This window comes from Secundilactobacillus malefermentans (assembly GCF_008033155.1).
Classification (GTDB): Bacteria; Bacillota; Bacilli; order Lactobacillales; family Lactobacillaceae; genus Secundilactobacillus; species Secundilactobacillus malefermentans.
Window position 1 is genome coordinate 1,312,651 of sequence record NZ_CP042371.1, and the last position, 25,519, is coordinate 1,338,169.

At 41.7% G+C, this 25,519-nt stretch carries 27 protein-coding genes and 1 pseudogene; 22 read left to right on the forward strand and 6 right to left on the reverse strand.

Annotation, left to right across the window (positions count from 1 at the left end; genetic code table 11):
* Window positions 1–116 precede the first annotated feature (116 nt).
* From FGL90_RS06300 to FGL90_RS06315, 4 genes are all read left to right on the forward strand, one after another.
* Window positions 117–989 (forward strand): hypothetical protein, encoded by an 873-nt coding sequence (locus tag FGL90_RS06300; RefSeq protein ID WP_147657384.1) that lies wholly within the window; start codon window positions 117–119, stop codon window positions 987–989.
* A gap of 64 nt (window positions 990–1,053) precedes the next feature.
* Complete coding sequence (locus FGL90_RS06305; protein WP_147657386.1) at window positions 1,054–2,121, forward strand: AI-2E family transporter; 1,068 nt, start codon at window positions 1,054–1,056, stop codon at window positions 2,119–2,121.
* A 97-nt stretch (window positions 2,122–2,218) separates the two neighbouring features.
* Entirely contained in the window at window positions 2,219–2,908 is a 690-nt protein-coding gene (locus FGL90_RS06310) for a 2,3-diphosphoglycerate-dependent phosphoglycerate mutase (RefSeq protein ID WP_010620219.1), read from the forward strand.
* Between the two features lie 366 nt (window positions 2,909–3,274).
* Window positions 3,275–3,673, forward strand: coding sequence for a VOC family protein (locus FGL90_RS06315; protein ID WP_010620218.1), 399 nt, complete (start codon window positions 3,275–3,277; stop codon window positions 3,671–3,673).
* Window positions 3,674–3,862: 189 nt separating this feature from the next.
* Here FGL90_RS06315 and FGL90_RS06320 read toward each other — a convergent pair.
* A pseudogene (locus FGL90_RS06320) lies at window positions 3,863–4,099 on the reverse strand (filamentation induced by cAMP protein fic); the annotation flags it as partial.
* A 146-nt stretch (window positions 4,100–4,245) separates the two neighbouring features.
* Between FGL90_RS06320 and FGL90_RS06325 the strand changes: the two are divergent.
* The gene (locus FGL90_RS06325; RefSeq protein ID WP_010620216.1) at window positions 4,246–4,881 is read left to right on the forward strand and encodes an NAD(P)-dependent oxidoreductase; all 636 of its coding nucleotides are present in this window, start codon (window positions 4,246–4,248) and stop codon (window positions 4,879–4,881) included.
* A 90-nt stretch (window positions 4,882–4,971) separates the two neighbouring features.
* Here FGL90_RS06325 and FGL90_RS06330 read toward each other — a convergent pair whose 3' ends face one another.
* Together FGL90_RS06330 and FGL90_RS06335 are read right to left on the reverse strand one after the other, a co-directional pair.
* Window positions 4,972–5,487, reverse strand: coding sequence for a GNAT family N-acetyltransferase (locus FGL90_RS06330; protein WP_010620215.1), 516 nt, complete (start codon window positions 5,485–5,487; stop codon window positions 4,972–4,974).
* Window positions 5,488–5,575: 88 nt separating this feature from the next.
* Window positions 5,576–5,800 carry an MmcQ/YjbR family DNA-binding protein gene (locus tag FGL90_RS06335; RefSeq protein ID WP_187240405.1) on the reverse strand — a complete coding sequence of 75 codons (225 nt, stop codon included), beginning with the start codon at window positions 5,798–5,800 and terminating at the stop codon, window positions 5,576–5,578.
* A 107-nt stretch (window positions 5,801–5,907) separates the two neighbouring features.
* Here FGL90_RS06335 and FGL90_RS06340 point away from each other — a divergent pair, with 107 nt between their 5' ends.
* Window positions 5,908–7,299: an amino acid permease gene (locus tag FGL90_RS06340; RefSeq protein ID WP_010620214.1), complete on the forward strand. Its 1,392-nt coding sequence runs from the start codon at window positions 5,908–5,910 to the stop codon at window positions 7,297–7,299.
* A 131-nt stretch (window positions 7,300–7,430) separates the two neighbouring features.
* Here the strand turns inward: FGL90_RS06340 and FGL90_RS06345 are convergent, their stop codons facing one another.
* Window positions 7,431–7,973, reverse strand: a complete 543-nt coding sequence (locus FGL90_RS06345) for a TetR/AcrR family transcriptional regulator (protein ID WP_147657390.1) — start codon at window positions 7,971–7,973, stop codon at window positions 7,431–7,433.
* 114 nt (window positions 7,974–8,087) lie between these two features.
* On the opposite strand from FGL90_RS06345, the gene FGL90_RS06350 reads away from it, so the two are divergent.
* Window positions 8,088–9,089 carry an NADP-dependent oxidoreductase gene (locus FGL90_RS06350; RefSeq protein ID WP_147657392.1) on the forward strand — a complete coding sequence of 334 codons (1,002 nt, stop codon included), beginning with the start codon at window positions 8,088–8,090 and terminating at the stop codon, window positions 9,087–9,089.
* A 54-nt stretch (window positions 9,090–9,143) separates the two neighbouring features.
* Here the strand turns inward: FGL90_RS06350 and FGL90_RS06355 are convergent, their stop codons facing one another.
* Window positions 9,144–9,695 (reverse strand): LysM peptidoglycan-binding domain-containing protein, encoded by a 552-nt coding sequence (locus FGL90_RS06355; RefSeq protein ID WP_010620211.1) that lies wholly within the window; start codon window positions 9,693–9,695, stop codon window positions 9,144–9,146.
* A gap of 212 nt (window positions 9,696–9,907) precedes the next feature.
* On the opposite strand from FGL90_RS06355, the gene FGL90_RS06360 reads away from it, so the two are divergent.
* The 11 genes from FGL90_RS06360 to FGL90_RS06410 all read left to right on the forward strand — a co-directional run bounded on the left by FGL90_RS06360 (window position 9,908) and on the right by FGL90_RS06410 (window position 20,189).
* Window positions 9,908–10,258, forward strand: coding sequence for an ArsR/SmtB family transcription factor (locus FGL90_RS06360; protein WP_010620210.1), 351 nt, complete (start codon window positions 9,908–9,910; stop codon window positions 10,256–10,258).
* Complete coding sequence (gene arsD, locus FGL90_RS06365; protein ID WP_010620209.1) at window positions 10,245–10,574, forward strand: arsenite efflux transporter metallochaperone ArsD; 330 nt, start codon at window positions 10,245–10,247, stop codon at window positions 10,572–10,574. Before FGL90_RS06360 ends, arsD begins: the two co-directional genes overlap by 14 nt.
* Window positions 10,575–10,657: 83 nt before the next feature.
* Complete coding sequence (arsA, locus tag FGL90_RS06370; RefSeq protein ID WP_147657903.1) at window positions 10,658–12,388, forward strand: arsenical pump-driving ATPase; 1,731 nt, start codon at window positions 10,658–10,660, stop codon at window positions 12,386–12,388.
* Window positions 12,389–12,451: 63 nt separating this feature from the next.
* Window positions 12,452–13,747: an arsenic transporter gene (locus FGL90_RS06375; RefSeq protein WP_147657394.1), complete on the forward strand. Its 1,296-nt coding sequence runs from the start codon at window positions 12,452–12,454 to the stop codon at window positions 13,745–13,747.
* A 52-nt stretch (window positions 13,748–13,799) separates the two neighbouring features.
* A complete protein-coding gene (locus FGL90_RS10575; protein ID WP_263862601.1) occupies window positions 13,800–13,904 on the forward strand; it encodes an arsenic metallochaperone ArsD family protein in 105 nt (34 codons plus the stop codon).
* A gap of 23 nt (window positions 13,905–13,927) precedes the next feature.
* On the forward strand, window positions 13,928–15,337 hold the full coding sequence (locus tag FGL90_RS06385) for an FAD-dependent oxidoreductase (RefSeq protein ID WP_147657396.1): 1,410 nt from the start codon (window positions 13,928–13,930) through the stop codon (window positions 15,335–15,337).
* Between the two features lie 99 nt (window positions 15,338–15,436).
* Window positions 15,437–16,489: an IS30 family transposase gene (locus FGL90_RS06390; protein WP_010620018.1), complete on the forward strand. Its 1,053-nt coding sequence runs from the start codon at window positions 15,437–15,439 to the stop codon at window positions 16,487–16,489.
* 125 nt (window positions 16,490–16,614) lie between these two features.
* Window positions 16,615–16,989, forward strand: a complete 375-nt coding sequence (locus FGL90_RS06395; protein WP_225423030.1) for an archaeosortase/exosortase family protein — start codon at window positions 16,615–16,617, stop codon at window positions 16,987–16,989.
* A gap of 137 nt (window positions 16,990–17,126) precedes the next feature.
* Window positions 17,127–17,501 (forward strand): cupredoxin domain-containing protein, encoded by a 375-nt coding sequence (locus tag FGL90_RS06400; RefSeq protein WP_147657398.1) that lies wholly within the window; start codon window positions 17,127–17,129, stop codon window positions 17,499–17,501.
* On the forward strand, window positions 17,498–19,411 hold the full coding sequence (locus FGL90_RS06405; RefSeq protein ID WP_147657400.1) for a copper-translocating P-type ATPase: 1,914 nt from the start codon (window positions 17,498–17,500) through the stop codon (window positions 19,409–19,411). The genes FGL90_RS06400 and FGL90_RS06405 overlap by 4 nt, the downstream gene beginning before the upstream one ends.
* Before the next feature lie 232 nt (window positions 19,412–19,643).
* Window positions 19,644–20,189: a GNAT family N-acetyltransferase gene (locus FGL90_RS06410; RefSeq protein WP_147657402.1), complete on the forward strand. Its 546-nt coding sequence runs from the start codon at window positions 19,644–19,646 to the stop codon at window positions 20,187–20,189.
* Window positions 20,190–20,218: 29 nt separating this feature from the next.
* Here the strand turns inward: FGL90_RS06410 and FGL90_RS06415 are convergent, their stop codons facing one another.
* Complete coding sequence (locus tag FGL90_RS06415; protein WP_010620192.1) at window positions 20,219–20,539, reverse strand: DMT family transporter; 321 nt, start codon at window positions 20,537–20,539, stop codon at window positions 20,219–20,221.
* Between the two features lie 271 nt (window positions 20,540–20,810).
* Between FGL90_RS06415 and aldA the strand changes: the two genes are divergently transcribed.
* The 4 genes from aldA (at window position 20,811) to FGL90_RS06435 (ending at window position 25,377) form a co-directional block, all read left to right on the forward strand.
* Window positions 20,811–22,286, forward strand: a complete 1,476-nt coding sequence (gene aldA / locus FGL90_RS06420) for an aldehyde dehydrogenase (RefSeq protein WP_010620191.1) — start codon at window positions 20,811–20,813, stop codon at window positions 22,284–22,286.
* Between the two features lie 169 nt (window positions 22,287–22,455).
* The gene (locus tag FGL90_RS06425; RefSeq protein WP_010620190.1) at window positions 22,456–23,640 is read left to right on the forward strand and encodes an NAD(P) transhydrogenase subunit alpha; all 1,185 of its coding nucleotides are present in this window, start codon (window positions 22,456–22,458) and stop codon (window positions 23,638–23,640) included.
* Window position 23,641: 1 nt separating this feature from the next.
* Window positions 23,642–23,962, forward strand: coding sequence for an NAD(P) transhydrogenase subunit alpha (locus tag FGL90_RS06430; RefSeq protein ID WP_010620189.1), 321 nt, complete (start codon window positions 23,642–23,644; stop codon window positions 23,960–23,962).
* Entirely contained in the window at window positions 23,962–25,377 is a 1,416-nt protein-coding gene (locus FGL90_RS06435) for an NAD(P)(+) transhydrogenase (Re/Si-specific) subunit beta (protein WP_029327578.1), read from the forward strand. The genes FGL90_RS06430 and FGL90_RS06435 overlap by 1 nt, the downstream gene beginning before the upstream one ends.
* Window positions 25,378–25,519: the final 142 nt, after the last annotated feature.

A 25,519-nucleotide genomic window follows, 5' to 3' on the forward strand; every position in this document is an offset into this window, starting at 1 on the left:
CTTAACTATTTTTGTAAGAACGGAATACTTATTCTCAGGATTGGTTGCACCCAGTGCTTCATGGTATAATAATCACTAGAAAACAAACTATAAGACAGAGGATAGAGGGGATTAATTTGAAACGATGGGTATGGGCAGTTGTTGCAGTTGTCGTTGCCGTTTTAATCGGTGGCTATGCATATTCAAATCATCGAATTACTGAAAATCAATACAATACCGAGATGAGTAACGGACAAGCCGCTATTCAGGCCAAACAGTATACAAGCGCTGAGAGTCATTTTGAAAATGCCTTGAAGCGTAAAACCAACGATAGTGCAGCACAACGCTATTTAGATCAAACACAATCATTCGTTTCGGGGAAGAATGCAATGACGTCGCGGCACTTTAATGCGGCGAAGAATTACTTTACAACCGTTAAGAATACCAAAAACACATCAGGGGTTTTAGTGACGAGATCTAAGAGCCGATTAGCAACGCTTAAGATTGTTATTAAAAATGTTAAAAAGTATAACAAGATTTATAGCGAAGCCGTTACGCAAAATAAGGCAACTGAATATGAAGCATCAAACGCCACTTTGAACCAGTTGTTTGCAGATTCTGAATTCACAAAGACCTACTATAAGAACATTTATACGAAGGCTCGTGCCTTACAAACTGCAAACACCAAAGGAATCGCGGGAGAGGCAACGAGTGCGACGACAAGCAGTAGCAGTAGTAGTGCCAGCAGCAGTAGCGCCAGTTTAACTTCTAGCGAGCAGTCGGCTGCTAATGCTTACTCTGGTAGCAATGAGTACACTGTTCCTAAGAGTCAAACGCAAATTGATGGGCAAACCATCACCGCTGCTCAAATTAACAATGCGCGTTCAACACTTTCAAGTATTGGCGTGACACCGGGACAATTCTCAGATCAGGATATCCGTAGTGGCTTAATTGCAGCTAATAAGGCTGGCATAAGTTTCAAATCATACGCACAGAAAAACTATAAATAATGAGTTTAACAAAGGGCGGGGCCACTGACCTCGTCTTTTTGGTTTACGGGAAGTGGGGAATTAAATGAAAGCTTGGGAAAAATTTGTTGGTAATATTAGGTTACGACGATTTACTGTTTTGCTACTCATTATGTTGGTTCTATATCTAGTTCGAGCAGAAATGAGTACCATTCTTTTGACGTTTATTTTTACACTTTTGATTATTAAACTCGTCCACTTTATTCAGCGCTACATCAAAATTCCGACAAGCTTAATCGTGGTGGTCGTCTACGCCATTATTATTTGGGCATTGTACGTTGCAGTGACCAAATATCTACCGCAGATGGCGGCGCAGGCGGTTCACTCATTTGAAAATATTTATACCTTCTATCAGGATCCAAGCAACGATTCTAACCAGGTGGTCAAATGGATTGGCAATTATATCAGTCAATCTGAGCTCTTAAACCAATTTAAGAGTGGCATTAAAATTGTGATTACCTACGTGACTGGAATTGGATCGATGGGCGTTACCTTACTTCTTTCACTGATTTTAAGCTTCTTCTTCACGGTTGAGGAAAAGGCAATGGCGCGGTTCTCAAAATTATTTCTAACGAGTGATTACGGCTGGTTTTTCCAGGATATTACGTTTTTTGCTAAGAAATTTATCAACACATTTGGGGTAGTTCTAGAAGCGCAATTCTTTATTGCCCTTTGCAACACCGTCATTACAACCGTTGCACTAGCATTCATGAAGTTCCCACAATTGCCAACGCTGGCCATTATGATTTTCTTCTTGAGTCTGATTCCGGTTGCCGGGGTTATTATTTCAGTCATTCCGTTGGCAATCATTGCTTACTCAGTGGGTGGCTTTAACGATGTCATTGCCGTGGTCATTGTTATTCTTGTGGTTCACATGTTGGAGGCCTATGTTTTAAATCCAAAATTCATGTCCAGCCGCACGGAGCTGCCAATTTTCTACACATTTGTTTTACTGATTGGTGGCGAGGCTTTGTTTGGCGTCTGGGGGCTAATTGTCAGCGTGCCAATCTTTACGTTCTTCCTTGATATATTGGGCGTTAAGAGTGTTAAGCTGCACGGCGAGGCCCTTAAAAAAATGCGTCAACGGTATGGGTCAGACAAACAAGATAAGTAATGAGCAATATTTGTGAGCTAGAAGCTGAAATCTCTATTGTTTTGGTGTACAATAGTATGATATTTGAATAAAAAAGAGAAAGAGGTAATCGATTACTATGGCAAAATTAGTATTAATCCGTCACGGACAAAGTGAATGGAATTTATCTAACCAATTTACTGGCTGGGTTGACGTTGATTTGAGTGAAGAAGGCGTTAAGCAAGCCAAGAATGCTGGTAAGTTAATCAAAGCAGCAGGCTTAGAATTTGATTATGCATTCACCTCAGTATTAACTCGAGCAATCAAAACGTTACACTACGCTTTGGAAGAATCAGACCAACTTTGGATTCCAGAAACGAAGACTTGGCGCTTAAACGAACGTCATTACGGTGCACTTCAAGGCCAAAACAAGGCTGAAGCTGCTGAAAAGTGGGGCGACGAACAAGTTCATATCTGGCGTCGTTCGTATGACACGCTTCCTCCACTTTTGAATGCAGATGACGAAGGCTCAGCAGCTAACGATCGTCGTTACGCTAACTTGGATCCTAAGATGATCCCTGGTGGCGAAAACTTGAAGGTTACTTTGGAACGTGTTATCCCATTCTGGGAAGACGAAATCGCTCCTAAGTTACTTGATGGCAAGAACGTTATCATTGCTGCTCACGGTAACTCATTACGTGCCTTAAGCAAGTACATCGAAGACATTTCTGACGAAGGTATCATGAACTTGGAAATGGCAACTGGCGAACCAGTTGTTTACGACTTCAATGACAAGTTGGAAGTACAAAGCAAGACTAAGTTAGACTAATTTTAGAAGTAAACAAATAGGGATTTCTCCGAGTGTGGAGGAATCCCTATTTTTATACACATTTTTTTGATGTTGGGTGCTACGTGGATACTATGAGCTAAGACTTTGACAGCTTATATGATATGTCTTAGGGGGCACTTTACTGCTTTGATCAAAACTTCATTCAACTAATTAACACCACAAGTTGCCGTCATAATTAGCACAGAGTTGGTCACTATTAGTGACGTATTTTATAGGCCTGGCAAGTAGTGTAGCAAACAATCAAGCCCGATTGGAACTTTCATGATTTGGTAAGTATATTGATTGCTATCTATGATCATACTTGCGATAATGACGGTGTAATGAAATCAACATAGGAGGTGCACAATGGTAAAAATGGTTTTTGTGAACTTACCGGTTACTGACATGCAACGTTCTATCAAATTCTACGAGGCGTTAGGGTTTGAGCAAAACAAAAAGTTTTCGGATGAGAATGGCGTGGGCATGATGTGGAGTGATGCAATCTGGATCATGTTATTGACACATGACTTTTATAACAAGTTTCTGCAAGGACAAACAATAGCTGACACACAAAATATGAGTGGAAGTATGACCGCGTTCAGTTTTGATAGTGTTGCGGCGGTCAAAGAATTCGCGGCGAAGGCTGCAGCAAATGGCGGTTCGTATTATCATGTTGAATTAGGCATTCCTGAAAATCAGATGTATGAGTTGGAAATTAAAGATCCTGATGGCAATATTCTTTCAGCTTCATGGATGGCAATGTAAATATTAAAAAGAAAACAGCAACTACAAAATATTATGCTAGTGCTGAAATCACTTTGATTCAGTTATTGTGATATAAGTTAATTTCAAGTGAAAATAATAATAACTGGATCTTTGATTCTGAATTATGTAGGAACATTATATCGTTGCGGTGATTTGTTGCTCGGTATAGTGTTCTTTTTGGTTTGTTAATCAGTCGTTTTTTGGACCCAGCGTCACACCTGCGATACCATGATTGTAAGTCCAATGCTTTAGGGGCAGCATATCATTACTGTGGTAGTAATCGCTGATCAACTGATTCCATTGTCCCCATAAATTTAGAGGGACGTTGATCAAGCCGGCGCCACCATCAATCATTAATTTATTAGCGCATAACGTGGCGGTGCGCTTGTTACCATCCCAAAAGAGTTGGCCACGCATATTGTGGTGACCTGATGACGTTTATTTAAAAATCAGGTTCCAATATTAGCTAGCAAAAAATGGACAAATTAATCGAAAGAAGAAAGCGCAACTGCTACTATATATGTGATGGTTTTAGACGCCATTAATTAAGTTGCGAAAGAAGAGACTAAATAATGAGAATTGGAATTATTGGGGCTACTGGTCACGTTGGCAGCGCGGTTTTTAAAGAGGCCCAGTCACGCGGACACGAAGTCACAGCATTGGTTCGTGATGGAAGTAAGGCAAAGAAGTTGTTTGGTGAAGGGACACCGGTTATTGAAAAAGATGCCTTATCACTTGAAGCTGCAGATTTGAACCAATTTGATGTGGTAGTTGATGCCTTTGCATCACAAAAACCTTATCAGCATTTGGATCTCGCAACAAAATTGATTAGTCTCTTCCGTAATGACGACCAAACCCGGTTAATGTTCATTGTTGGCTCAAGTTCCCTTAAAAAGGCTGATGGAACACGAATGTTGGACGATGTTTTGAAGATGTTTGCAAATGAGCCATGGATTGCAACACCAATTCAACAGGTTCATGAAGTCGATTACCTTCAGTGGGTAGATAACGTCAACTGGAGTGCTTTGTCTCCACAGGTTAATTTTGTTCCTGGTGAAAAAACGCAGTACCGGATTGGCACTGACGAAGTAATGGAAAATAAGGCGGGCAAGCAAGAAGTTTCATTTGGTAATTTTGCTGGTGCCTTGGTTGATGAACTTGAAAATCCGCAACATTATCAACAACGTTTTACAGTTGTCGATGATTAGTGGTTGCAATAACAAACTTGAAATACAACGCAAGACAAAAGGCATTCCCCCAACCGAGGAATGCCTATTTTTGACAAAAATGTAGATAAGTTAAATGCTCTTTTCCAGAATATAATCCGTTTGTGGATCAGTTCCCATGTAAAATGAATGCTCACTAATCCGTTGGAATCCGAGATGATTATAAAATCCTTGTGCAGCAAAATTACGCTCCCAGACTCCTAACCAAATGACTTGTTTGTTGGCCACTTTGGCGAGCTTGATTGCATAGTTTATGAGTTGTTTCCCTAATCCGAAGTGCTTAAATGCAGGTAAAATGTATATCCGTTCAACCTCAAAATGATTTTCACCCATTGACTCACTTTGAGCGTTGTCAGAATTAACTTTTAGGTAACCTGCCAATTGGTGATCAACAAAGATGAAGTAGAATGCCGAATCATCATTTTCTAATTCCTGCTTTAATTGGCCGTCATTATAGGATTCTTCCAGATAGTCATGTAAATTTTTTGCGGTGTTCTGTTTACCAAATGTATCCGTAAATGTTTTGATACTGATTTCTTTTAAGGTCGATAAATCTGCAACTGTTACTTTTCTTATTTTTATGGCCATATGTGACACAACTCCCTATCAATAAACTAGTCATTAGTGTAAGTCATCTTTGTTGTAAATGCAACAAAAAGTAAACTTTAATAGGAAGTTACCGAGTTAACTCATAACTATCGTCAATCATTCCGCCCAATTGATCAAAATTATCAATGGCCGAAAGATCCACCGTTATCCAGTGCTCTTTATTCATATGGTAGGCTGGATAATACCCCTTACCAGTTTGTAAAATGGACCCCAATTCTGGTGTTATTTTTAAATCAATAATATCAATCTCCGTCTCATTCCCGCCGTATAGGTTATTCTGCGGAATTGTCATCCTTTCTCTAATTATTCTCTCATGATATTTCATAAATGCTATAATAACAACTAGCCTAAAACTGTAGGCGGCAACAAACTTTACATAGATGAAATTGGAGATAACTAATGAAAAAGAGTACGAATCAGGCCCCCGCATTAAACCGCACAATGACGGCCGGCCAAATGGAAATGATTTCTTTGGGTGGTGCCATTGGTGTGGGGCTTTTTATGGGTTCCAGTTCGACCATCAAATGGACCGGACCTTCAGTTTTACTGTCATACATGTTTGTGGGGGTCATCCTCTACATCGTGATGAGAGCGCTCGGTGAGATGATTTATGTGAACCCGGGAACGGGGTCATTTGCAGATTACGCCACGGAATATGTCCACCCATTAGCAGGTTATCTTGCCAAATGGGCCAACGTTTTCGAGTATATTGTTGTGGGGATGTCGGAAGTAGTTGCGGCGACTGAGTATTTGAAATATTGGTGGCCCAACATTAATTCTTTTGTATCCGGAATTGTCATTCTGGGGTTTCTAGTACTTGCTAACCTTGCAAGTGCAAAGGCATATGGCTCGTTAGAGTTTTGGTTCGCAATGATCAAAATTATTACCATTATTTTGATGATTTTGTTGGGCTTCATGGTTATTTTCTTCGGCCTAGGAAATGGGGGTCACCCCGTTGGTTTAAGCAACCTTTGGAGTCATGGCGGATTCTTTACTGGTGGCGCAAAAGGATTCTTGTTTTCAATGTCAATTGTGGTTGGGTCTTATCAAGGAATTGAATTACTTGGAATTTCTGCTGGTGAAGTGGCCAACCCGCAGCAAGCCATCGTTAAATCAGTTAAGTCGGTGCTATTTCGGATTTTAATTTTCTACGTGGGGGCTATTTTCGTCATCGTCACCATTTATCCGTGGAACCAGTTGAGTTCGATTGGATCACCATTTGTGTCAACCTTTGCGAAGGTTGGCATTACAGCTGCAGCCTCAGTGATTAACTTTGTTGTGCTAACGGCGGCACTGTCGAGTGCTAACTCGGGTATTTATTCTTCAAGTCGAATGCTCTTTAAATTGGCCCATGAAGGTGATGCGCCCAGCATATTAGGGCGTATTTCAAAAAGAATCGTGCCTGACGCTGCCATTTTGGGCATTTCCGGTGGAATTTTGATTGGCTTCATCATTGATATGGTGGCGTCCATCTATAGTAAATCGACCGCCAATCTATTTGTGGTTGTCTTTAGTTCTTCAGTTTTACCGGGGATGGTACCATGGTTTGTGATTCTCTTAGCTGAATTACGATTCCGAAAGAATAATCCTGAAATAATGGTTGAACACCCCTTCAAATTGCCCCTTTACCCATTTTCCAATTATTTTGCGTTTGCGACATTATTGGTCATTGTGGTTTTCATGTTCATTAATCCAGATACAAGGGTGTCGGTAATTGTTGGGGCAGTGGTGTTGATTTTGGCAACGGTGATTTATTTAAGTCGCCATGGATTCAGTAAAGAGCATCATTAGACTAGCTAAATCGAAGTTAGATGAGGGACAAACGGGGGAGAATACAGATGCAAAAGTCTTGGTGGTGTTCCAGCAAAAGTTATAAGGAAATTAGCATCAATCAACTAAACGTAAATTGCAGAACCCCTATTTTAAAGACCAGCCTCAATCAGTTGCCACTGCACCTCAAACCGTTCCTGATAGTCGAGTGAGGTCCAGGTTGACTTGAAACTGGGCAACGTAAACACAGAAAACGAAGCCAGGATTGCTTCGGATTTTCGAAGTTTGGGGTCGTTGAATTGCATTAACTGATCAATGAACTTCATGGAGTCAAGGAGCACTAATTTTAAAATGTGAGGATCAGCCTCAACATACGTCGCATTTAAAGCAAACATTCCGGGAGTGTCCTGGTATGCTTGCTTTTTTGCATTGACGAATTGCCACAGCCACTCGTGTAACAAGGATTTTGGTGGTTGAGGGTCATCTGATAAATGGATATTCTGGATGATTGTGGTGTTAAACCAGTCCAGTGCGACGTCGGTTAGCAGGGCTCCCTTATTTTTAAAGTGTTTATAAATTGCACCATGGGTGATGCCAACCCGATCGGCAACCTCGGTTAGGCGAACGTCGGTACTATTTTTTTCTTGAATGAGCGTTTGCGTTGCAGCAATTAATTTTTCTTTTGTCGTTTGCATGAGATTTTTCCTCCTAAAAGGATTATAGCAGAAAAGGTAACAATATTTGATTTTTGTTACTTAGTTCGATATACTCGACCCAGATTTTAAAATGATGCCATTTGGAGGTACAGCATGAAAGCAGCTCAAATTAGTCGATATTCAAAACAAATAGATGTTGATGTCAATGAAATTTCAGTTCCCAGTATTAAGGCAAACGAGGTTCGGGTCAAAGTTAAGGCGGCCGCAGTGAACCCGCTTGAAATGTTGATTATGTCTGGAAGTATTCGATTAATTCAGGATTATAAATTTCCCCAGACGCTCGGAAATGAAATTTCAGGAATCGTGGACCAAGTGGGTGCAGCTGTTTCTGAGTTTAAAAAGGGAGATTCAGTTTATGGGCGTTTACCAGCGTCCCAGATTGGCGGATTTGCTGACTATGTTGCCGTTAATGCGCAAGCAATTTGGCACATGCCCCAGAATTTAGATTTTGATCAAGCTGCAGCAGCACCTTTGACAGGCCTAACTGCTTATCAGGCGTTCCATGAAGAACTTCGCGCACAATCCGGTGAGACCGTGTTTATTCCAGGCGGATCTGGTTCATTTGGCCAAATGGCGGTTCCAATTGCAAAAGCCATGGGATTAAAAGTGATTGTGAGTGGAAGCGGGCGAGCAAAGGAAGAAATGCTGGCGATGGGCGTCGACACTTACCTTAATTATAAAACAGAGAACTATTGGGAGTTAGTATCTGATGTTGATTATGTCATCGACACACTTGGCGCAAATGAAATCGAGCGGGAGCTTTCAGTCCTTAGACCGGGTGGAAAACTTGTGTCGCTGAAAGCGGGTCCGAATAAGCAGTTTGCTGTTTCAAATCATTTTTCTTGGTGGAAACAACTCCTATTTAGTCTGGTCGGTTCAAAAATAGATAAATTAGCCAAGAAAAGCGATGTGGAATATCGATTTATTTTTGTCCGTGCAGATGGGAATCAACTTCGAGAAATCACAAAAATAATTGAAGAAAATGACATCAAACCTGCCGTTAATCCACGAGAATTTAAAATCCAGGATATTAATGAGGCTTTGAATCTAGTGCGAAAGGGATCAGCAAATGGAAAGGTCATCATTAAATTTTGAAATAAAAAAAGCAATCAGCCTCATCAGCCAATTGCTCTAAAGTGACGATTTAAATTAAAGTGCCCAAGCTGACATGCCCTGTGCATTGTAAAGTGCAACAGCTGCGTCAACCTGTGTTTCAACTGAACCACTACTAATGTGCATGTTTTGGAATAAACCATAAGCACCACTAGAACTGTTACGAACAGTTGGTTGCCAGTTTGATTCACGAGTGATGATGGTGTTCCATGTTGATGAAGAAACGCCAGTCCGTGATTCCATTTGACTTAAAACATAGCTCTTTAAGTTGCTACCAGTGTAAGATGTTGAACTTGAAGAGGTAGTTGTCTTTGTTGAGCTAGTTGTTGTCTTAGCAGTTGTGGTCTTTTTTGCAGTTGCTTTGCCATCAATTGATAATTTTTCACCTGGATGAATCATGTGGTTCTCAATGCTGTTAATTTTTTCAAGGTGGTTAATCGTTGTGTCGTATTTTTGTGAGATTGCCCAGACAGAATCGCCAGCCTTAACGGTGTAAGTGGTGTCTGCGGAAGCACTTGTTGTGCCGGCAATGAATAGGCCTAAAGCCGCTGCGGTAGTTGCAATGATACTCGTTACTAATTTTTTCAAAATAGATACGCTCCTGTGTTTTAGATTTAATCAACATTAACCACACTAACAGCTGCACATTACCCACATATATCATGCATTTTAAGAAAGTATGACAGATATGACAAAAAACGACTATATGTCATTATTTTAATATTGTTTAGATTGACAACATATAGATGATGATCTATATTTAACGTATAGACGTCTATCTATACAGCAAGGAGACTATCATGAATTACGAAAATTACGGCCAGATGCTCAAGGCGATGGCAGATCCAAACCGATTAAAGATCATCGATTTGCTTTCGTGTGGTTCACTATGTGCTTGTGACATTCTAGATCATTTTGATTTCACTCAGCCAACACTTTCCCACCATATGAAGGTGTTACAGGCTGCTGGGATTATCAGTGCACGAAAAGAAGGCAAGTGGCAACATTACACTTTGAGGCCAGAATTTATTGACCTATTTAAACGGGATACGGATACGCTTTTAAATGCGAGTGAGCATTGCGTGTGTGATGATGGGCCACTTCAAGAAAACGATTCAAGAAAGGGCGTACTTACTAATGAAAAAGATTGAATTATTTGAACCGGCTATGTGCTGTGCTACAGGGGTTTGTGGCCCTTCTGTCAATCAAGATTTATTAAGAATTACCTCTGCTTTTGAGGCTTTAAATGAAGATGCAGGCATCGAAGCAAGACGTTACAACCTCAGTCAAAATCCAAAAATATTTACACAACGGCCAGAAATCTTAGCTGAAATCCAAATTAACGCAGACTCAGCTTTGCCGATTACCGAAATTGATGGTGAAATTGTTAAAACAGGCAGCTATCCAACAACGGCTGAATTATCTGATTACACCGGCCTTGCATTTACATCAACGAATAGAGGTTAAACCAATATTTTTTTGTTTGATATATAGATGAGTGTGAATATATTAAACATCAATAAATTGTTAAATTCAGGAGGAACAAAATGATGCAAAAGTATGTTCCAGAGAATGAAAACTTAACGCATTACCTATTTTTCACCGGTAAGGGTGGTGTAGGGAAAACGACGACAGCTAGTGCAACGGCAGTTCAACTCGCTGATGACGGTAATCAAGTTATGTTGGTTTCTACTGATCCTGCCAGTAATTTACAAGATGTTTTTGAAACTGAGCTAACCAATAAACCTAAGTCAATTAAGAATGTTTCGGGGTTATATGTCGCTAATTTCGATCCAGTGGTTGCAGCTAATGAATATCGAGAAAGTGTCATTGGACCTTACCGTAACGTTTTACCTGAAGCTGCACTTAAGAATATGGCAGAACAATTATCGGGATCGTGTACAGTTGAAATTGCTTCTTTTAACGAATTTTCCAACTTTTTAACTAGTCCGGAAATTGCTAAGCGATTTGACTATATTATTTTTGATACAGCGCCTACGGGTCACGCCCTTAGGATGCTTCAATTACCATCGGCTTGGAGTGATTACCTAGATAAAAATGATCGCGGGGCATCTTGCCTTGGCCAGTTAGCTGGTATGGGTGAGAAGAAGGCAACTTATGCTAAGGCCGTTGAAACACTGAATAATCCAGATTTAACGACGCTAATGTTGGTCACACGACCACAACGAGCTTCCTTTATAGAGGCGGCACGAGCTTCTAGGGAATTGGCTGATATGGGTATGAAACACCAGCAAGTCATTGTGAACGGAACCCTGCTAACTCATAATGATGAAGCTTCGCAGGCTATATTTGAACAGCAACAGGCTGATTTAGCGAACCTTCCTCATCTGCTCCAAAATTATCCTATGTCCGAGGTACCTTTGCGTGCCTATAACGTGACTGGTTTAGATAAGATTCGATTGCTACTAAAAACTAAACAACCTGATATCCAATCTGTAGAAGTCTATGATTATCAGTATCCCACCCTTGATAAAATTGTTGCTGATTTAGTAGCAACTGATAAGAAAATTATTTTTACGATGGGTAAAGGAGGAGTTGGCAAAACAACCGTTGCCGTTCAAATTACGAAAAAGTTGGTTGCTCAAAATAAAACGGTTCATTTGGCGACTACTGATCCAGCAGATCATTTGAATTTCTTTAAAACTGCTGATCCAGCAATTACCATTAGTCATATTGATGAAAAGCGGGTTTTAAAAGATTACCAGGATGAAGTTATGGAAAATGCGCGAGCAACAATGAATTCGGACGATGTAGACTATGTGGCAGAGGATTTACGATCACCCTGCACCCAAGAAATTGCGGTGTTTCGTGCTTTCGCCAATATTGTCGCGCAAGATGATAGTGATGTCGTTGTCATCGATACCGCACCAACGGGACACACACTATTGTTATTAGATTCAACACAAAGTTATGCAAAAGAAGTAAATCGGAGTGCTGGCGGTGTTCCACAATCAATTGTTGACTTATTGCCACGCTTACAAGATCCAGATCAAACAGAGATTGTGATGGTAACTTTGCCAGAAACAACACCGGTATATGAGTCGATGCGGCTAAATGATGACTTGAATCGGGCACATATGGCTCATACCTGGTGGGTGGTTAATCAAAGTATGCTGGCGACACAAACAACTAATCCATTTTTACAAGCTCGTGCCCAAAATGAACTAGAATGGATTGAAAAGGTGAAGGATATTTCGAATAATCACTTTGCCGTTGAGCAGTGGCAACCCAATTTTGAGGATAAACTTTTAAAAATCTAATTTATTAAAAAAAAGACTAAAGATCAGGGAAAAAATCCCTGATCTTGGTGATTAGGAGGAGTTATGCAAGTCTTCTTTGCAGTTTTTATATTTTTATTGACGTTACTTTTTGTAATTTGGCAGCCAAAGGGGTTATCAATCGGCTGGGCAGCGATTGGCGGCGCAATTTTAGCATTACTATTCCGAGTGGTGACATTTAGGGATGTTGGAACCGTCACTGGAATTGTGTGGAATGCCACGCTATCCTTTGTTGCCATTATCTTAATCTCACTTATTTTGGATGAGATTGGTTTCTTTGAATGGGCAGCATTACATATGGCACGATTAGCAAATGGACATGGAGTGCGAATGTTTATTTTAATTGCCGTGTTAGGCGCAATTGTTGCTGCTTTATTTGCGAATGACGGAGCCGCCTTGATTTTGACGCCAATTGTTTTGGCCATGGTTCGCGCACTGCATTTCGATGAGAAACAGATTTTTCCGTTCATTATTGCCAGCGGGTTTATTGCTGATGCAACATCGTTGCCCTTAGTCGTCAGCAATTTAGTTAATATTGTTTCATCTGATTTCTTCGGCATCAGATTTCCTGAATATGTGTTACGCATGTGGATTCCAGATCTTTTCTCACTAATTGCGAGCGTCAGCATTTTATATTTGTACTTCCGTAAAGCGTTACCGAAGCACTACGACGTCAGCCAAGTAGCGGATCCCAAATCGGCTATTAAAGATTTAGGGTTATTTAAATTTTCCTGGGTTGTCCTTGCGGCATTATTGATTGGCTACTTCAGTAGTAGTATTTTCAATATTCCAGTATCCTTTGTTGCGCTCACGATTGCTTTTATTTTCTTAATTGTGAGTCAACGAAGTCCACATGTCGATGCGAGAACTGTTATCAAGGGAGCCCCGTGGAACATCGTCTTCTTTTCAATCGGGATGTACGTTGTTGTTTACGGCCTTCAAAACGTTGGGCTGACTGCGCTACTTGCAAGTGCTATTGCTTGGATTGCTTCCGGTAGTCGGTTTGTTGCGACCATGGGAATGGGTTATTTGGCGGCATTTTTATCGTCGGCAATGAATAACATGCCAACCGTCATGATTAATGCACTATCCATCAAGGGGGCAAACGTCACTGGGCTAATGCATCAAACATTAGTTTATGCCAACATTATTGGTTCTGATTTAGGACCGAAAATTACGCCAATTGGCTCATTGGCAACGTTGGTTTGGTTACACGTTTTGGCGCAAAAGGGTGTCAAAATTGCTTGGGGAACTTACTTTAAAATTGGTATCACTATCACCATTCCCGTTTTGTTCATTACCTTGTTGGGATTGTGGATTTCACTGAGTTTCTTTGGGTAAAAAGGGAATAGGAGACATAAAAGATGAAAATTACGGAATTGACATTTTACCGGTGACATTGCTTGATGGAGAAATAGTTAAGCAGAAAAATTATCCAACTCTAACAGAATTTTCTAATTATTTACAACAGAATTTAAGCCGAGTAAAGGTGCAATAATCAACTTGAAGGGGATTAATTAAATGACCAATACAGAAAATCTATTAATCATCGGCGGCAGTGATGCTGGAATTTCTGCTGCTTTAAAGGCCAAAGAGCTTAAGCCTGAGCTACAAATTAAAGTGCTGTTAGCTGATGAATATCCAAATTTATCAATTTGTGGGTTACCTTATGCCATTAGCAAAGAGGTGCCAGATTGGCATTCGTTAGCACATCGAAATTTAAAAGAATTAACCTCAAACGGAATTGAGTTTCAAATGAACACAACCGCTGACAAAATTGATTCAAGCAAACATCAAGTGCTAGCTCACACGTCAGATGGTGAATCACTCACTTTTCGATATGATTCCCTAGTGGTTGCAACTGGGGCAAAGCCAAAATTATCAGGTATCACTGGCATTGACTCGGTTTACGTTCAACAATCGGCAAGTAACATTCGAGTTTTGCATACGATGGCGGACTATTTTACAATTGAAGAGAAGCTGTCGACAAAAGAGGTGCAAAACGTTGCAATTGTTGGCTCTGGATATATTGGAATTGAAATGGCGGAGGCAATGAAAAAGCGCCAGTTAGCGGTTACTATTTTTCAACGGGGCGCTGAAATATTATCAACGGTTGATCCTGATTTTGGTCAACTCGTACATGAAAAATTTGTTGAAAATGAAATCAACGTCGTCACCGGGCAAACAATTTCCAAAATTAATGAAAGCAACGGAATCGTTACGGTGACTGGAATAGACGAAAACCTTGAAGAGACAATTTCTCATTTTGATTTGGTTCTTGTAGTTGTTGGTGTAACGCCAAATGCAGACTTGTTAGTTGAAGCTGGGGCTGAGATTGGATTTTCCGGATCTATTAAAGTTGATTCACACATGAAGACATCGTTATCTGATATTTGGGCTGCTGGCGATTTAATAGAGACCAAACATCATTTGTTAGGAACGACATATTTGCCGTTAGGAACCACTGCTCATAAGCAAGGACGAGTGGCTGGCTTCAGTGTTGCGGGAGTATCACATGCTTTCAGAGGGAGTGTTGGAACACAGGTGCTGAAAGTGTTTGATTTAGTGGTGGCACGTACAGGTTTGTTGGAGAATGAAGCTAAACAAGCTGGATTTTTACCGCTAACAGTAACAGCTGAGGTGGATGATCATAAGGCATATTTTCCGGGGGCTCATAAAATTAAAATTAGAATTACAGGTGATCGAAACACAGGCCGACTTTTAGGCGCACAATTAGTGGGTTGGTATGGTAGCGAGGTTGCTAAACGAAACGATATATTTGCAACAGCTATTTTTAATGATATGACCGTTTCCGATATTAGTGATTTAGATTTATCATATTCTCCTCCCGTTGGCTCACCGTGGGATGCAGTGCAAATTGCAGCACAAAATTGGGAACTTAAAAATACGCGCATTTTAGAATCAAGTTAGCCACTGTCTCAAAATTTTTTGGACAATAAAAAACATCAAGAACAGATATCCTGTATCATTGAAGTTCCTACACAAACAATGGAAGAGGATGTTGTCTTGATGCAGAAACAGGATAGCACACACCGCCAAAAAGGTCAGCACTTAACATCACTCGAGCGCGGAAAAGTGGCCGGATTCCGCCAAGCTGGGAAGTCCAATCGTTGGATTGCTGCTGAAATTGGCGTCTGCCCACAGACCATTAATAATGAAATCAAGCGAGGTACAGTAGATCAGGTCAAGAAGAGTAATGGCAAGCGCGTCTACCATCGACAATACCTACCAGAGGCTGCTCAGGCACGTTACGAGACTGCACGCTTGAGCTGCCATCGTCCTGACAAGTTCGCCAGTGTACAGGTCTTCTTAGCCTGGTACGTACAGCGAGCTAAGCAGGACAAATGGTCGCCGGATGCTTCAATCGGCTATGCCAAGCGACACAAGCTGTTTACTCCTGAAGAGCTTGTTTGTGCCTCGACTTTGTACCAGTACATTGACGACCAACGCCTAGAGATTCGAAATATCGACCTGTTGGAGAAGACTAAGCGGAAGACCTCTCACCAGCACCACACCAAGGCTAAGCGCCTGGCTGGCCGCAGTATCGAGGAACGGCCTAAGGTCGTTGAACGACGCAGGCAGTTCGGTCACTGGGAGATGGATACCATTGTCGGTAAACGCAATGGCAAGGAGAGCGTCATCTTGACTCTGATTGAGCGCAAGACCCGTTGCCAACTTCTCCGCTTGATCGAAGGACGAGATGCAGACTCTGTGAGCTATGCATTGCGTGGAATCAAGCGCGAATGGGGAGCTTGCATCAAGACCATCACAGCAGACAACGGACCCGAGTTCACCGCCTTAAATACTGCTTTTGCTGGGACGGAAACTGAGATCTTCTACGCCCATCCTTACACGTCCTGCGACCGTGGCACCAACGAGGCACATAACCGGATGATCCGCCAGGACTTCCCTAAGGGCATGTCCCTAGATGACATTAGCCCTAGTCAAGTGCAGGCCACGCAAGACCGCTTGAATCAGTTGCCTCGCAAACAACAGGGCTACTGCACACCCCAGCAAAACTTTGAGGCCGAAGCTCGGCGCGTTCGCCGCATGGCCCAGTAGTCTCTCTAGCGCCACAACTTCTATTTGATAACGGCCTGTTCTGGGATTGTCCTCAACGACTGGCTAACTTGTTCTTGCAATTTACGTTTATAATTCGACGTCACCCGTCACGATGATGATTGATTATGAGTGTTCCGGCATTATTGAAACAACGGCCTTTGTCAGTTTGGTTGTTTTTCTACCAATTCTATAATCGGTTTGAAAAGGCATTTTTCGTTATTGTTGGGGTAATCTGGATTTACGTGGCGAACCTGATTCGTTTGATGAGTGTCATTATGCTCGTTCACTTTTTTGGCGCCGATATTTTCTTCTTTGCCCATTCAATTTTGGGACGAATCATTTTCTACGTCCTCATTATCACGCTCTATTACAACGTATTTACCTTCTCCCAAATCTCACACAGTCTATATCGAAGTGTTAACAAGATGATTTTGCAAGCTTGGCATAAGCTAAAAGAGCGTTTTGGAAATGACAGAAAAAACCAATTAAATAAGAAATAACGGACAATCTCTTAATTGGAGATTGTTTTTTTTGTCTCCACTGTTTACAAACGTAAACATAGGGTGTATATTTAATTTGTGGATTACAAATGTAATCATAATAATTCTATATTATACATAAAAGGAGATCTTTCATCATGGATAAAATATTAGTTGCCGTTATTGCAGTACTTTTAATTGGGTTTATTGTTTGGTGGTTCTTTGGTAAGCACGTTACAAAGGCAGTGACTGCTGATGTTGAGTCCGATGGTCAAAGTGTGGATGTCGTTGTGAGTGGTGGTTATTCACCGGCAACCGTCGTCCTAAAGCAGGGCATTCCAGCAAAAATTAACTTTAACCGGAAAGATCCCTCAAGCTGTTTGGAGCAAGTGGTTTTTGAAAAATTCGGGATCAATGAGTATTTACCACAAAATGAAAACCATTCAATTGAAATTGATACAAGTAAAGCGGGTGAATATGACTTTGCTTGCGGCATGAACATGTTCCACGGAAAGGTGGTCGTGAAGTCATGAGTATTCGGAATCGATTCATTTTTTCATTAATCGTTTCAATTCCAATCCTAATTAACATGGTGATGATGCCGTTTGGCTACGAGATTCCAGGAGGCGTTTGGAGTCAGTTTCTGCTAACCACGGCAATTATGTTGGTATCTGGTCGAGGTTTTATTCAAACTGCTTGGGCGTCGTTTAAACATCATCATGCCAATATGGATACACTGGTCGCGATTGGTACTTTAACGGCCTATCTCTATAGTGTTTACGCGATGTTAAATAATCAAGGCGTCTTTTTTGAAGATGCAGCTGTAGTGATTACGCTAATTCTATTGGGACAGGTATTTGAAGAAAATATGAAACATAGCGCATCGGGTGCAGTTGAGAAACTCCTTAATTTGCAGGCTAAAAATGCTGAAGTTTTACGTGATGGCAAAATGGTGACAATTCCACTATCAGAAGTTGTTGTGGGGGATATATTGCGTGTTAAGCCAGGCCAAAAAATTGCAGTTGATGGCGTCATTACTGAGGGGAATTCAACAATTGACGAGTCCATGGTCACGGGTGAAAGCATGCCAACTGAAAAGAAGGTTGGCGATGCGGTTATTGGATCAACCATGAACAGTAACGGAACCTTCATGTTTAAAGCAAGCAAAGTTGGTGACGATACGTTATTAGCTCAGATTGTTGAAATGGTTAAGAAGGCCCAATCTAGCCACGCACCAATTCAAAAAGTAGTCGATAAAGTTGCGGATATATTTGTTCCCGTCGTTCTGATAATTGCTATTCTGACCTTTGTTGTCTGGTATTCAATCGTGGGGGCAAGTGCGGTCAGCACAATGCTGTTCACTGTTTCAGTGATTATTATCGCTTGTCCTTGTGCACTTGGAATCGCAACACCCACTGCGTTAATGGTTGGAACTGGGCGCAGTGCAAAGATGGGAATTTTAATTAAAAATGGTGAAGTTCTTGAAGCAGTTAATACCGTCAAAACGGTTGTTTTTGATAAGACAGGAACGATTACGGTTGGTAAACCAAAAGTGACTGACATTATCGGTGACGAGAACCAAGTCCTCAAAATTGCAGCAGCGCTTGAATCTGCTTCAGAACATCCACTTGCGACCGCAATTTTAGATAAAGCAAACGGAAAGAATATTGAAGACACTAACCTACAAAACTTCCAAGCAATTGAAGGGAAGGGTGTTCGTGCGCAAGTTGACGGACAATCAGCATTCGTTGGAAATGCCAAACTATTAGATGATAGCAAACTGTCGGCTGAGTTACAGGCGCAAATGACCCAACTTCAAAATGAAGCCAAAACAGTAGTGGTTGTCGGTTTGAATGGTGACATTATCGGATTAATTGCTATTCAGGATGCCCCCAAGCCAAGTTCCGCCGTTGCAATCGCAGCCTTGAAAAAGGCTGGGATGCGGACGGTAATGCTAACAGGAGATAACCAGCGGGTTGCCCAAGCAATTGCGGATCAAGTTGGAATCGATGAAGTTATTGCCGACGTCTTGCCAGGTGATAAGGCAGACCATATTAAGAAACTACAGGAGCAGGCACCGGTCGCATTTGTTGGCGATGGAATCAACGATGCTCCAGCATTGACAACTGCTAATGTTGGGATTGCTATGGGTTCTGGAACGGATATTGCGATTGAATCGGGCGGAATCGTTTTGGTTAAAAATGACTTGATGGATGTCGTCCGGGCCTTGGAATTGAGTAAAAAGACCTTTAATCGAATTAAATTAAACTTATTCTGGGCGTTTATCTATAATTCACTCGGTATTCCGGTTGCAGCAGGCGTCTTTTTTGGCCTTGGTTTAGTACTCAGTCCAGAGTTAGCCGGATTGGGAATGGCACTTAGCTCACTGTCAGTCGTCGCTAGTTCTTTACTCTTGAACAAGACAAAACTCGCAACGGCATAACGAATAGAGGAGATTTCAATGGAAAATCAAAATTCAAAAAAATCGGCATTAGTCACGAGTGTTGTGGCGGTCGGCTACGTCATCGTGGCAATAATTGCTGGCATCATTTTAGCGGGGATTATGTAAATAAGTGGATTGTGACTGCAGTGAACCGGCTGCAGTCTTTTTCTTGTCTTAAAAAAGCCACCATGTTACGCTGGCGTTAAATACAGACAGATAGAAAGGACACTATATGCTAGTAAAAAACGTACGCCTATTTTCCAGGGACTTTTCAGAAATTAAGAAGCTCTATAAGAGTGCGTTTCCACCGAACGAAACTTATCCGCTGGAGATTCTAACATTGATGACCTTACGAAAACAGTTAATTTTCAGGGCATTTTATGATGATGAAACACTGTGTGGGTTCATTTATTATTGTCTTGCTGACCAGACAATTTATGTAAGTTACTTGGCGATTAACGGTGCCATTCGCGGAAAGGGTTATGGAACCAAACTTATCAATTGGTTACTCGAAACTTATCCCGAAAAGCAAATCGTTTTAAACGTTGAACCACTAGACGAAAATGCTCCCAATTATGATCAACGCCAAAAACGGGTGCGATTCTATGAACGCAACGGGTTTTATTTAACACCGCACCGACTCAAGGAACCTGGCGGCGAATACGCAACCATGGCGAATAAGGGTAAACTACCCACTCAAAACTTTAAAAAGGTAATGTCTGTCTTTAGTTGGGGACTGTTTGACCCAATCATTGAGCAGGATGCAACGGTAGACTAAAAAGAACGGCCAATTTTTGGCCGTTCTTTTTAACTTCCAGTTGTCATTTTAATTCCAACAATTCCAATAATCAGTAATGCAACAAATCCCCAAGTAAGGGGAGAAAGAGCGTCTTTGAACAAAACGACACCGACAAGGATGCTACCAACTGCGCCAATTCCAGTCCAAACAGGGTAGGCAATGCTAAGCGGAAGGGACTTGGTGGCCCGTGCTAAAAGCAGGATACTAATTGCCATGGTGACGATTGTCGCAATTGAGAATCCCAACTTTGTAAATCCATGACTGTACTTCATCAGTGTTGCCCAAACGGTTTCAAAAATACCGGCAACGAATAATTCTAACCATACCATCGTTTATTCCTCCAAATATCCATGTGTCATTAAAGCATATCAGTTTTACATGGAAATCACTATCAAATAATTAATTTTGCTTTTTTTCGACAAAAGACTTTCATTCTCACCAAAAAGGGACTATAACGAAGGCGATAAGTAAATGTGATTAATTTCACAAATATAAAAGTGTTTACTACAAATCGACTTATCAGTTGAGGATGATAGGCATCAATTAGTCGTTGTCAAAATGAAGTGCGTTATTTTCCAAATTTGGAAGGAAGTAGTTACGATGTCAGAGACATTGACAAAGTTAAAGCATTACAAAATGTACATCAACGGAGAATTTAAGGATTCAACTTCAGGCAAACTATTAACAGTGATCAATCCTTCAACTGGGGAGCAAATTTCAACGGTTCCAAGTGCGACTCGTGAAGAAACACAGGAAGCAATTGATGATGCATACGAAGCTCAAAAGACCTGGAAAATGGTTCCCGCAGCAACTAGAGGACAATATCTACATGATCTGGCAACTGAGATTCGAAACCAGAAGGATCATTTAGTTGCGTTACTACAAGAGGAACAGGGAAAAATTAAATCTTTGGCGACAACTGAAATTATGTTCTCAGCTGATTACTTTGATTACATGGGTTCCGCTGCAAGAACTTATGAAGGTGAAATTTTACAATCAGACAATGCGCATGAAAACATCATGATTACCAAACAGCCAATCGGGGTTGCGGCAGGTATTTTACCTTGGAACTTCCCATTCTTCTTGATTGCCCGTAAAATGGGTCCAGCTTTGGTAACGGGTAATACAATTGTGTTGAAGCCTAGTTCAGACACACCAAACTTAGCTTTGGAGTTTGCTAAGATTGTTGACAAAATTGGCATTCCTAAGGGTGTTGTGAATTTCGTTTCTGGTCCTGGTTCAGTCGTTGGTGATGAATTATCACACAACAAGAAGATTGGCATTATTAGTTTGACTGGGTCCGTTGGGTCAGGAAAACGAGTCATGGCAGCCGCTGCTACACATATGGCAAAGGTATCCTTGGAGTTGGGTGGAAAAGCCCCAGCCATTGTTTGCAGCGATGCGGACATTGATTTGGCAGTTCAATCCATCATTGATTCACGAGTTGATAATAATGGTCAGTTATGTAACAACTGTGAGCGAGTTTATGTTCAAGAAGATGTTGCAACCGAATTTATCGACAAATTGACGAAAAAGATGGCGGCAATTAAGGTGGCAAATCCAATTTCAGATAAAAATTCTGGAATGGGTCCATTAATCAATCAAGCAGCGTTAGACAAGGTTGACGGAATGGTCAAACGAGCCGTTGAAGCCGGTGGCAAAGTGACAACTGGCGGTCATAAGATTGAGATTGAAAAAGGATTCTATTATGCACCAACTGTTATTGTGAATGTTAAACAGAATTCGGAAATTGTTCAAGATGAAATCTTTGGACCTGTTCTACCAATTGTTACCTTCAAGACCTTGGATGACGCAATTGAAATGGCAAATGACAGTGACTTTGGCTTAACTTCTTCAATTTTCACTGAAAATTTGGATACAGCTTCTCGTGCTGCGAATGAACTTGAAGACGGTGAAACCTATATCAACCGATTCAACTTTGAAGCCATGAATGGGTCACACTCTGGTTGGAAAGAATCAGGGATTGGTGGTGACGATGGTCGTCATGGAATTGAAGAATTCTTGAACACCCACGTCATTTACCTTCAGGGACACCCCGAAAAGGCGCAAAGCTAAGTACCAGTTCAATTAAACAAGTTAAAAGGGATTACGCTATTTAGCAAAGGTGATTCCGTAAATTTGGTATAATAAAGGAGGTTGAACAAAACATTGGTTTTGTGACAACTTCCTTTTATGTTTAGCGACAAATTCTGAAGAAGAGTATGAAACAGGGGAGGTCATTTGAATGAGTATTGTGGTTTCAGTATTAAAAGAAACACAGCCACAGGAAAATCGGGTCGCAATTGATCCGGAGGTTACGAAAAAGTTAGTCAAAAACAACATGACCGTTTTAGTTGAGAAGGGTGCAGGCGCATCAGCTTACTATAGTGATGCGAGTTATGAACAAGCAGGTGCAAAGGTGGTAAATCGCCAGACCGCGCTTGATGACGGCAATGTTATTGCGGTGATTAATAATCCTGGGGATGAAACTTTGGCCAAATTAAAAGCTGGCCAGGTTATTTTAGGGTTATTGAATTCACTGATTGAACCAGCCAAAATGACTGCGTTGGCGGAGAAAAATGTAAGCGCATTATCCTTTGAACTGCTACCAAGAACCATTAGCCGGGCGCAATCAATGGACGTTTTGAGCTCACAATCTAGTGTTGCCGGCTACAAAGCGGCTTTAGTTGCGAGTGATTTATACCCGAAGTATTTTCCAATGATGATTACGGCCGCTGGTACCGTTAAGCCAGCTAAGGTACTTGTCTTAGGAACTGGTGTTGCGGGACTTCAGGCCATTGGAACTGCCAAGCGATTGGGCGCCGTCGTTTCCGGATACGATGTTCGAGCGGCGTCAAAGGGGGAGGTTGAATCCCTCGGAGCTACTTTTTTGACCAGCTCTGTCGCAAATGGGTCCGGTTCGGGCGGCTATGCGCGTGAACTAACGGCTGAAGAGCAACAGGCACAACAAGCTGAATTAGTTGGTTTTATTGCACAAAATGATGTCATTATCACGACTGCTCAGGTGCCAGGACACAAACCACCGCTGTTAGTTCCTCAATCTAGTGTTGATAGCGCAAAACCAGGAACCGTATTCATTGATTTAGCAGCTAGCAATCTGGGTGGTAACGTGGCATCCAGTAAACCAGATGAGACGATTACAACTGATAACCAAGTGATGGTCGTGGGTGCGGGCAACTTAGCCAGCCAATTACCAAATTCCGCCTCACAATTATTTTCAAAAAATGTTCAGGCAGTCATTAACGCCTTAGTGGTTGAGGATGAAATTAAAATTGATCCAACTGACGACGTCTTTAAGGGACTGGTTGCCACAACCGGTGGTGAGATTATCAACGCTCGCCTTCGGAAGGCCTTAAAGTTACCTGAATTACCTGAGCCAGCGTCAGAGCCAACTGAAGGAGGCCGTTAAGATGAGTCAACAGTTATTTACAAATTTAGCCATCTTCGTTTTGAGCTTGCTCGTTGGGTTCGAAGTAATTAGTAAGATTCCAGCAACCTTACACACCCCGATGATGTCCGGTGCAAATGCGATTCATGGCGTTGTTGTGGTTGGTAGTATTTTAATTGCGTTAGAGGCCCAAACACCTTTATTCTACGTAATTGCGTTTATTGCAGTTCTTTTGGGGGCAATTAACGTTGCAGGTGGCTACGTTGTCACCGATCGAATGCTGACGATGTTCTCCAAGCCTAAGACTCCCAAGAATTCTGAGAAGGGAGGGGATGACAAATGATGTCAGTGACAATGACAATTGTTTCTTTATTCTACTTAGTGAGTGCGATTTGCTACGTCATTGGGTTGCACATGATGCGAACGCCAAAGTCGGCGCGTAATGGGAATCGTCTTTCAGCAGTCGGAATGTTTTTAGCCGTCATTATGACCTTTGTAGTGGCGATTGAAAAAAGTGAAGCATCGTTAATCGGCTGGATATTGTTGGTCGTTGCACTTGTTATCGGAGTTGGCTACGGTGCCGCTAAGGCGCGAACCGTTAAAATGACCGATATGCCTCAACTGGTTAGTTTATTTAACGCAGTTGGTGGTGGTGCAGCCGCCGCAATCGGGGCTTTTGATTACCTCAGTCAACCTAACGGAAAAATGTTATCGCTCGCCTTTTCAATTCCAGTGATTCTGGATTTGATTATCGGGAGTGTAACCTTCTCGGGGTCGTTAATTGCGACCGGAAAATTAGCTGGTAAGATTTCCGGTAAACCGATTAGTTTTCCTGGCGCTAAGCTCCTAAATGGACTAGTCGTTCTAGTCATTATTGGTGCGATTGCGATGACGGTTGGCTTTGCGACCAGCGTCTCAACGCTCCTAATTGCAATTATCGCAAGTTTAGTCTTTGGAATTTTAATGACCATTCCAATCGGTGGCGCTGATATGCCAGTGGTTGTATCGCTATTGAACGCCTTTACTGGTTTGGCAGTTGCAATGGCTGGTTTCGTCATCGATAACCAAGTTTTGATTATCGCGGGTGCCTTAGTTGGTGCGGCCGGAACCATTTTGACCTTACAAATGGCTGCAGCAATGAACCGTTCTGTTGCAAACATTATCGCCGGTGGATTTGGTACCGGTGATAGTGGCGCTGCAACGAAATCTGATGTGCCAGTTAACGTAAAGGAAACGACCGCTGATGATATCGGGGTTCAGCTCGCCTATGCCAAGAACGTCATGATTATTCCTGGATACGGGTTAGCAGCTGCACAGGCGCAACACGAAGTTGCCGAATTGGCTAAGTTATTGAGTGATCACGACATCAACGTTAATTACGCCATTCATCCAGTGGCCGGCCGAATGCCTGGGCATATGAATGTTCTTTTGGCAGAAGTGAACGTTCCTTACGATCAAATGAAACAGCTTGAGGATGCGAACGCGATGTTTGAAAGCACCGATGTATCGTTGGTTATTGGTGCAAATGACGTCACTAATCCGGAAGCACGTGAACCAAACACGGCGATTTCGGGGATGCCAATTTTGGACGTCGATAAATCGAAATCAATCGTGGTCATCAAACGTTCGATGAGCACGGGTTACGCAGGAATTCAAAATCCGTTATTCTCAAATGATAAGACGGGAATGTTCTTCTCGGATGCTAAAAAAGGATTGCAAGAAATTATTGCGTCAACGAAGGAATATTTGGATCAATAGAAATAACAGAGCTGGGACAAAACATTTGTTTTGTCCCAGCTCTGTTATTTCCGAATACTTTTGCTTAGTCGGGTTCCAAAAGGCTGCTTTCTCCGCCTAGCTACGATCAACAAACAATCCCAAGTGCAGGATTATTCGTTAA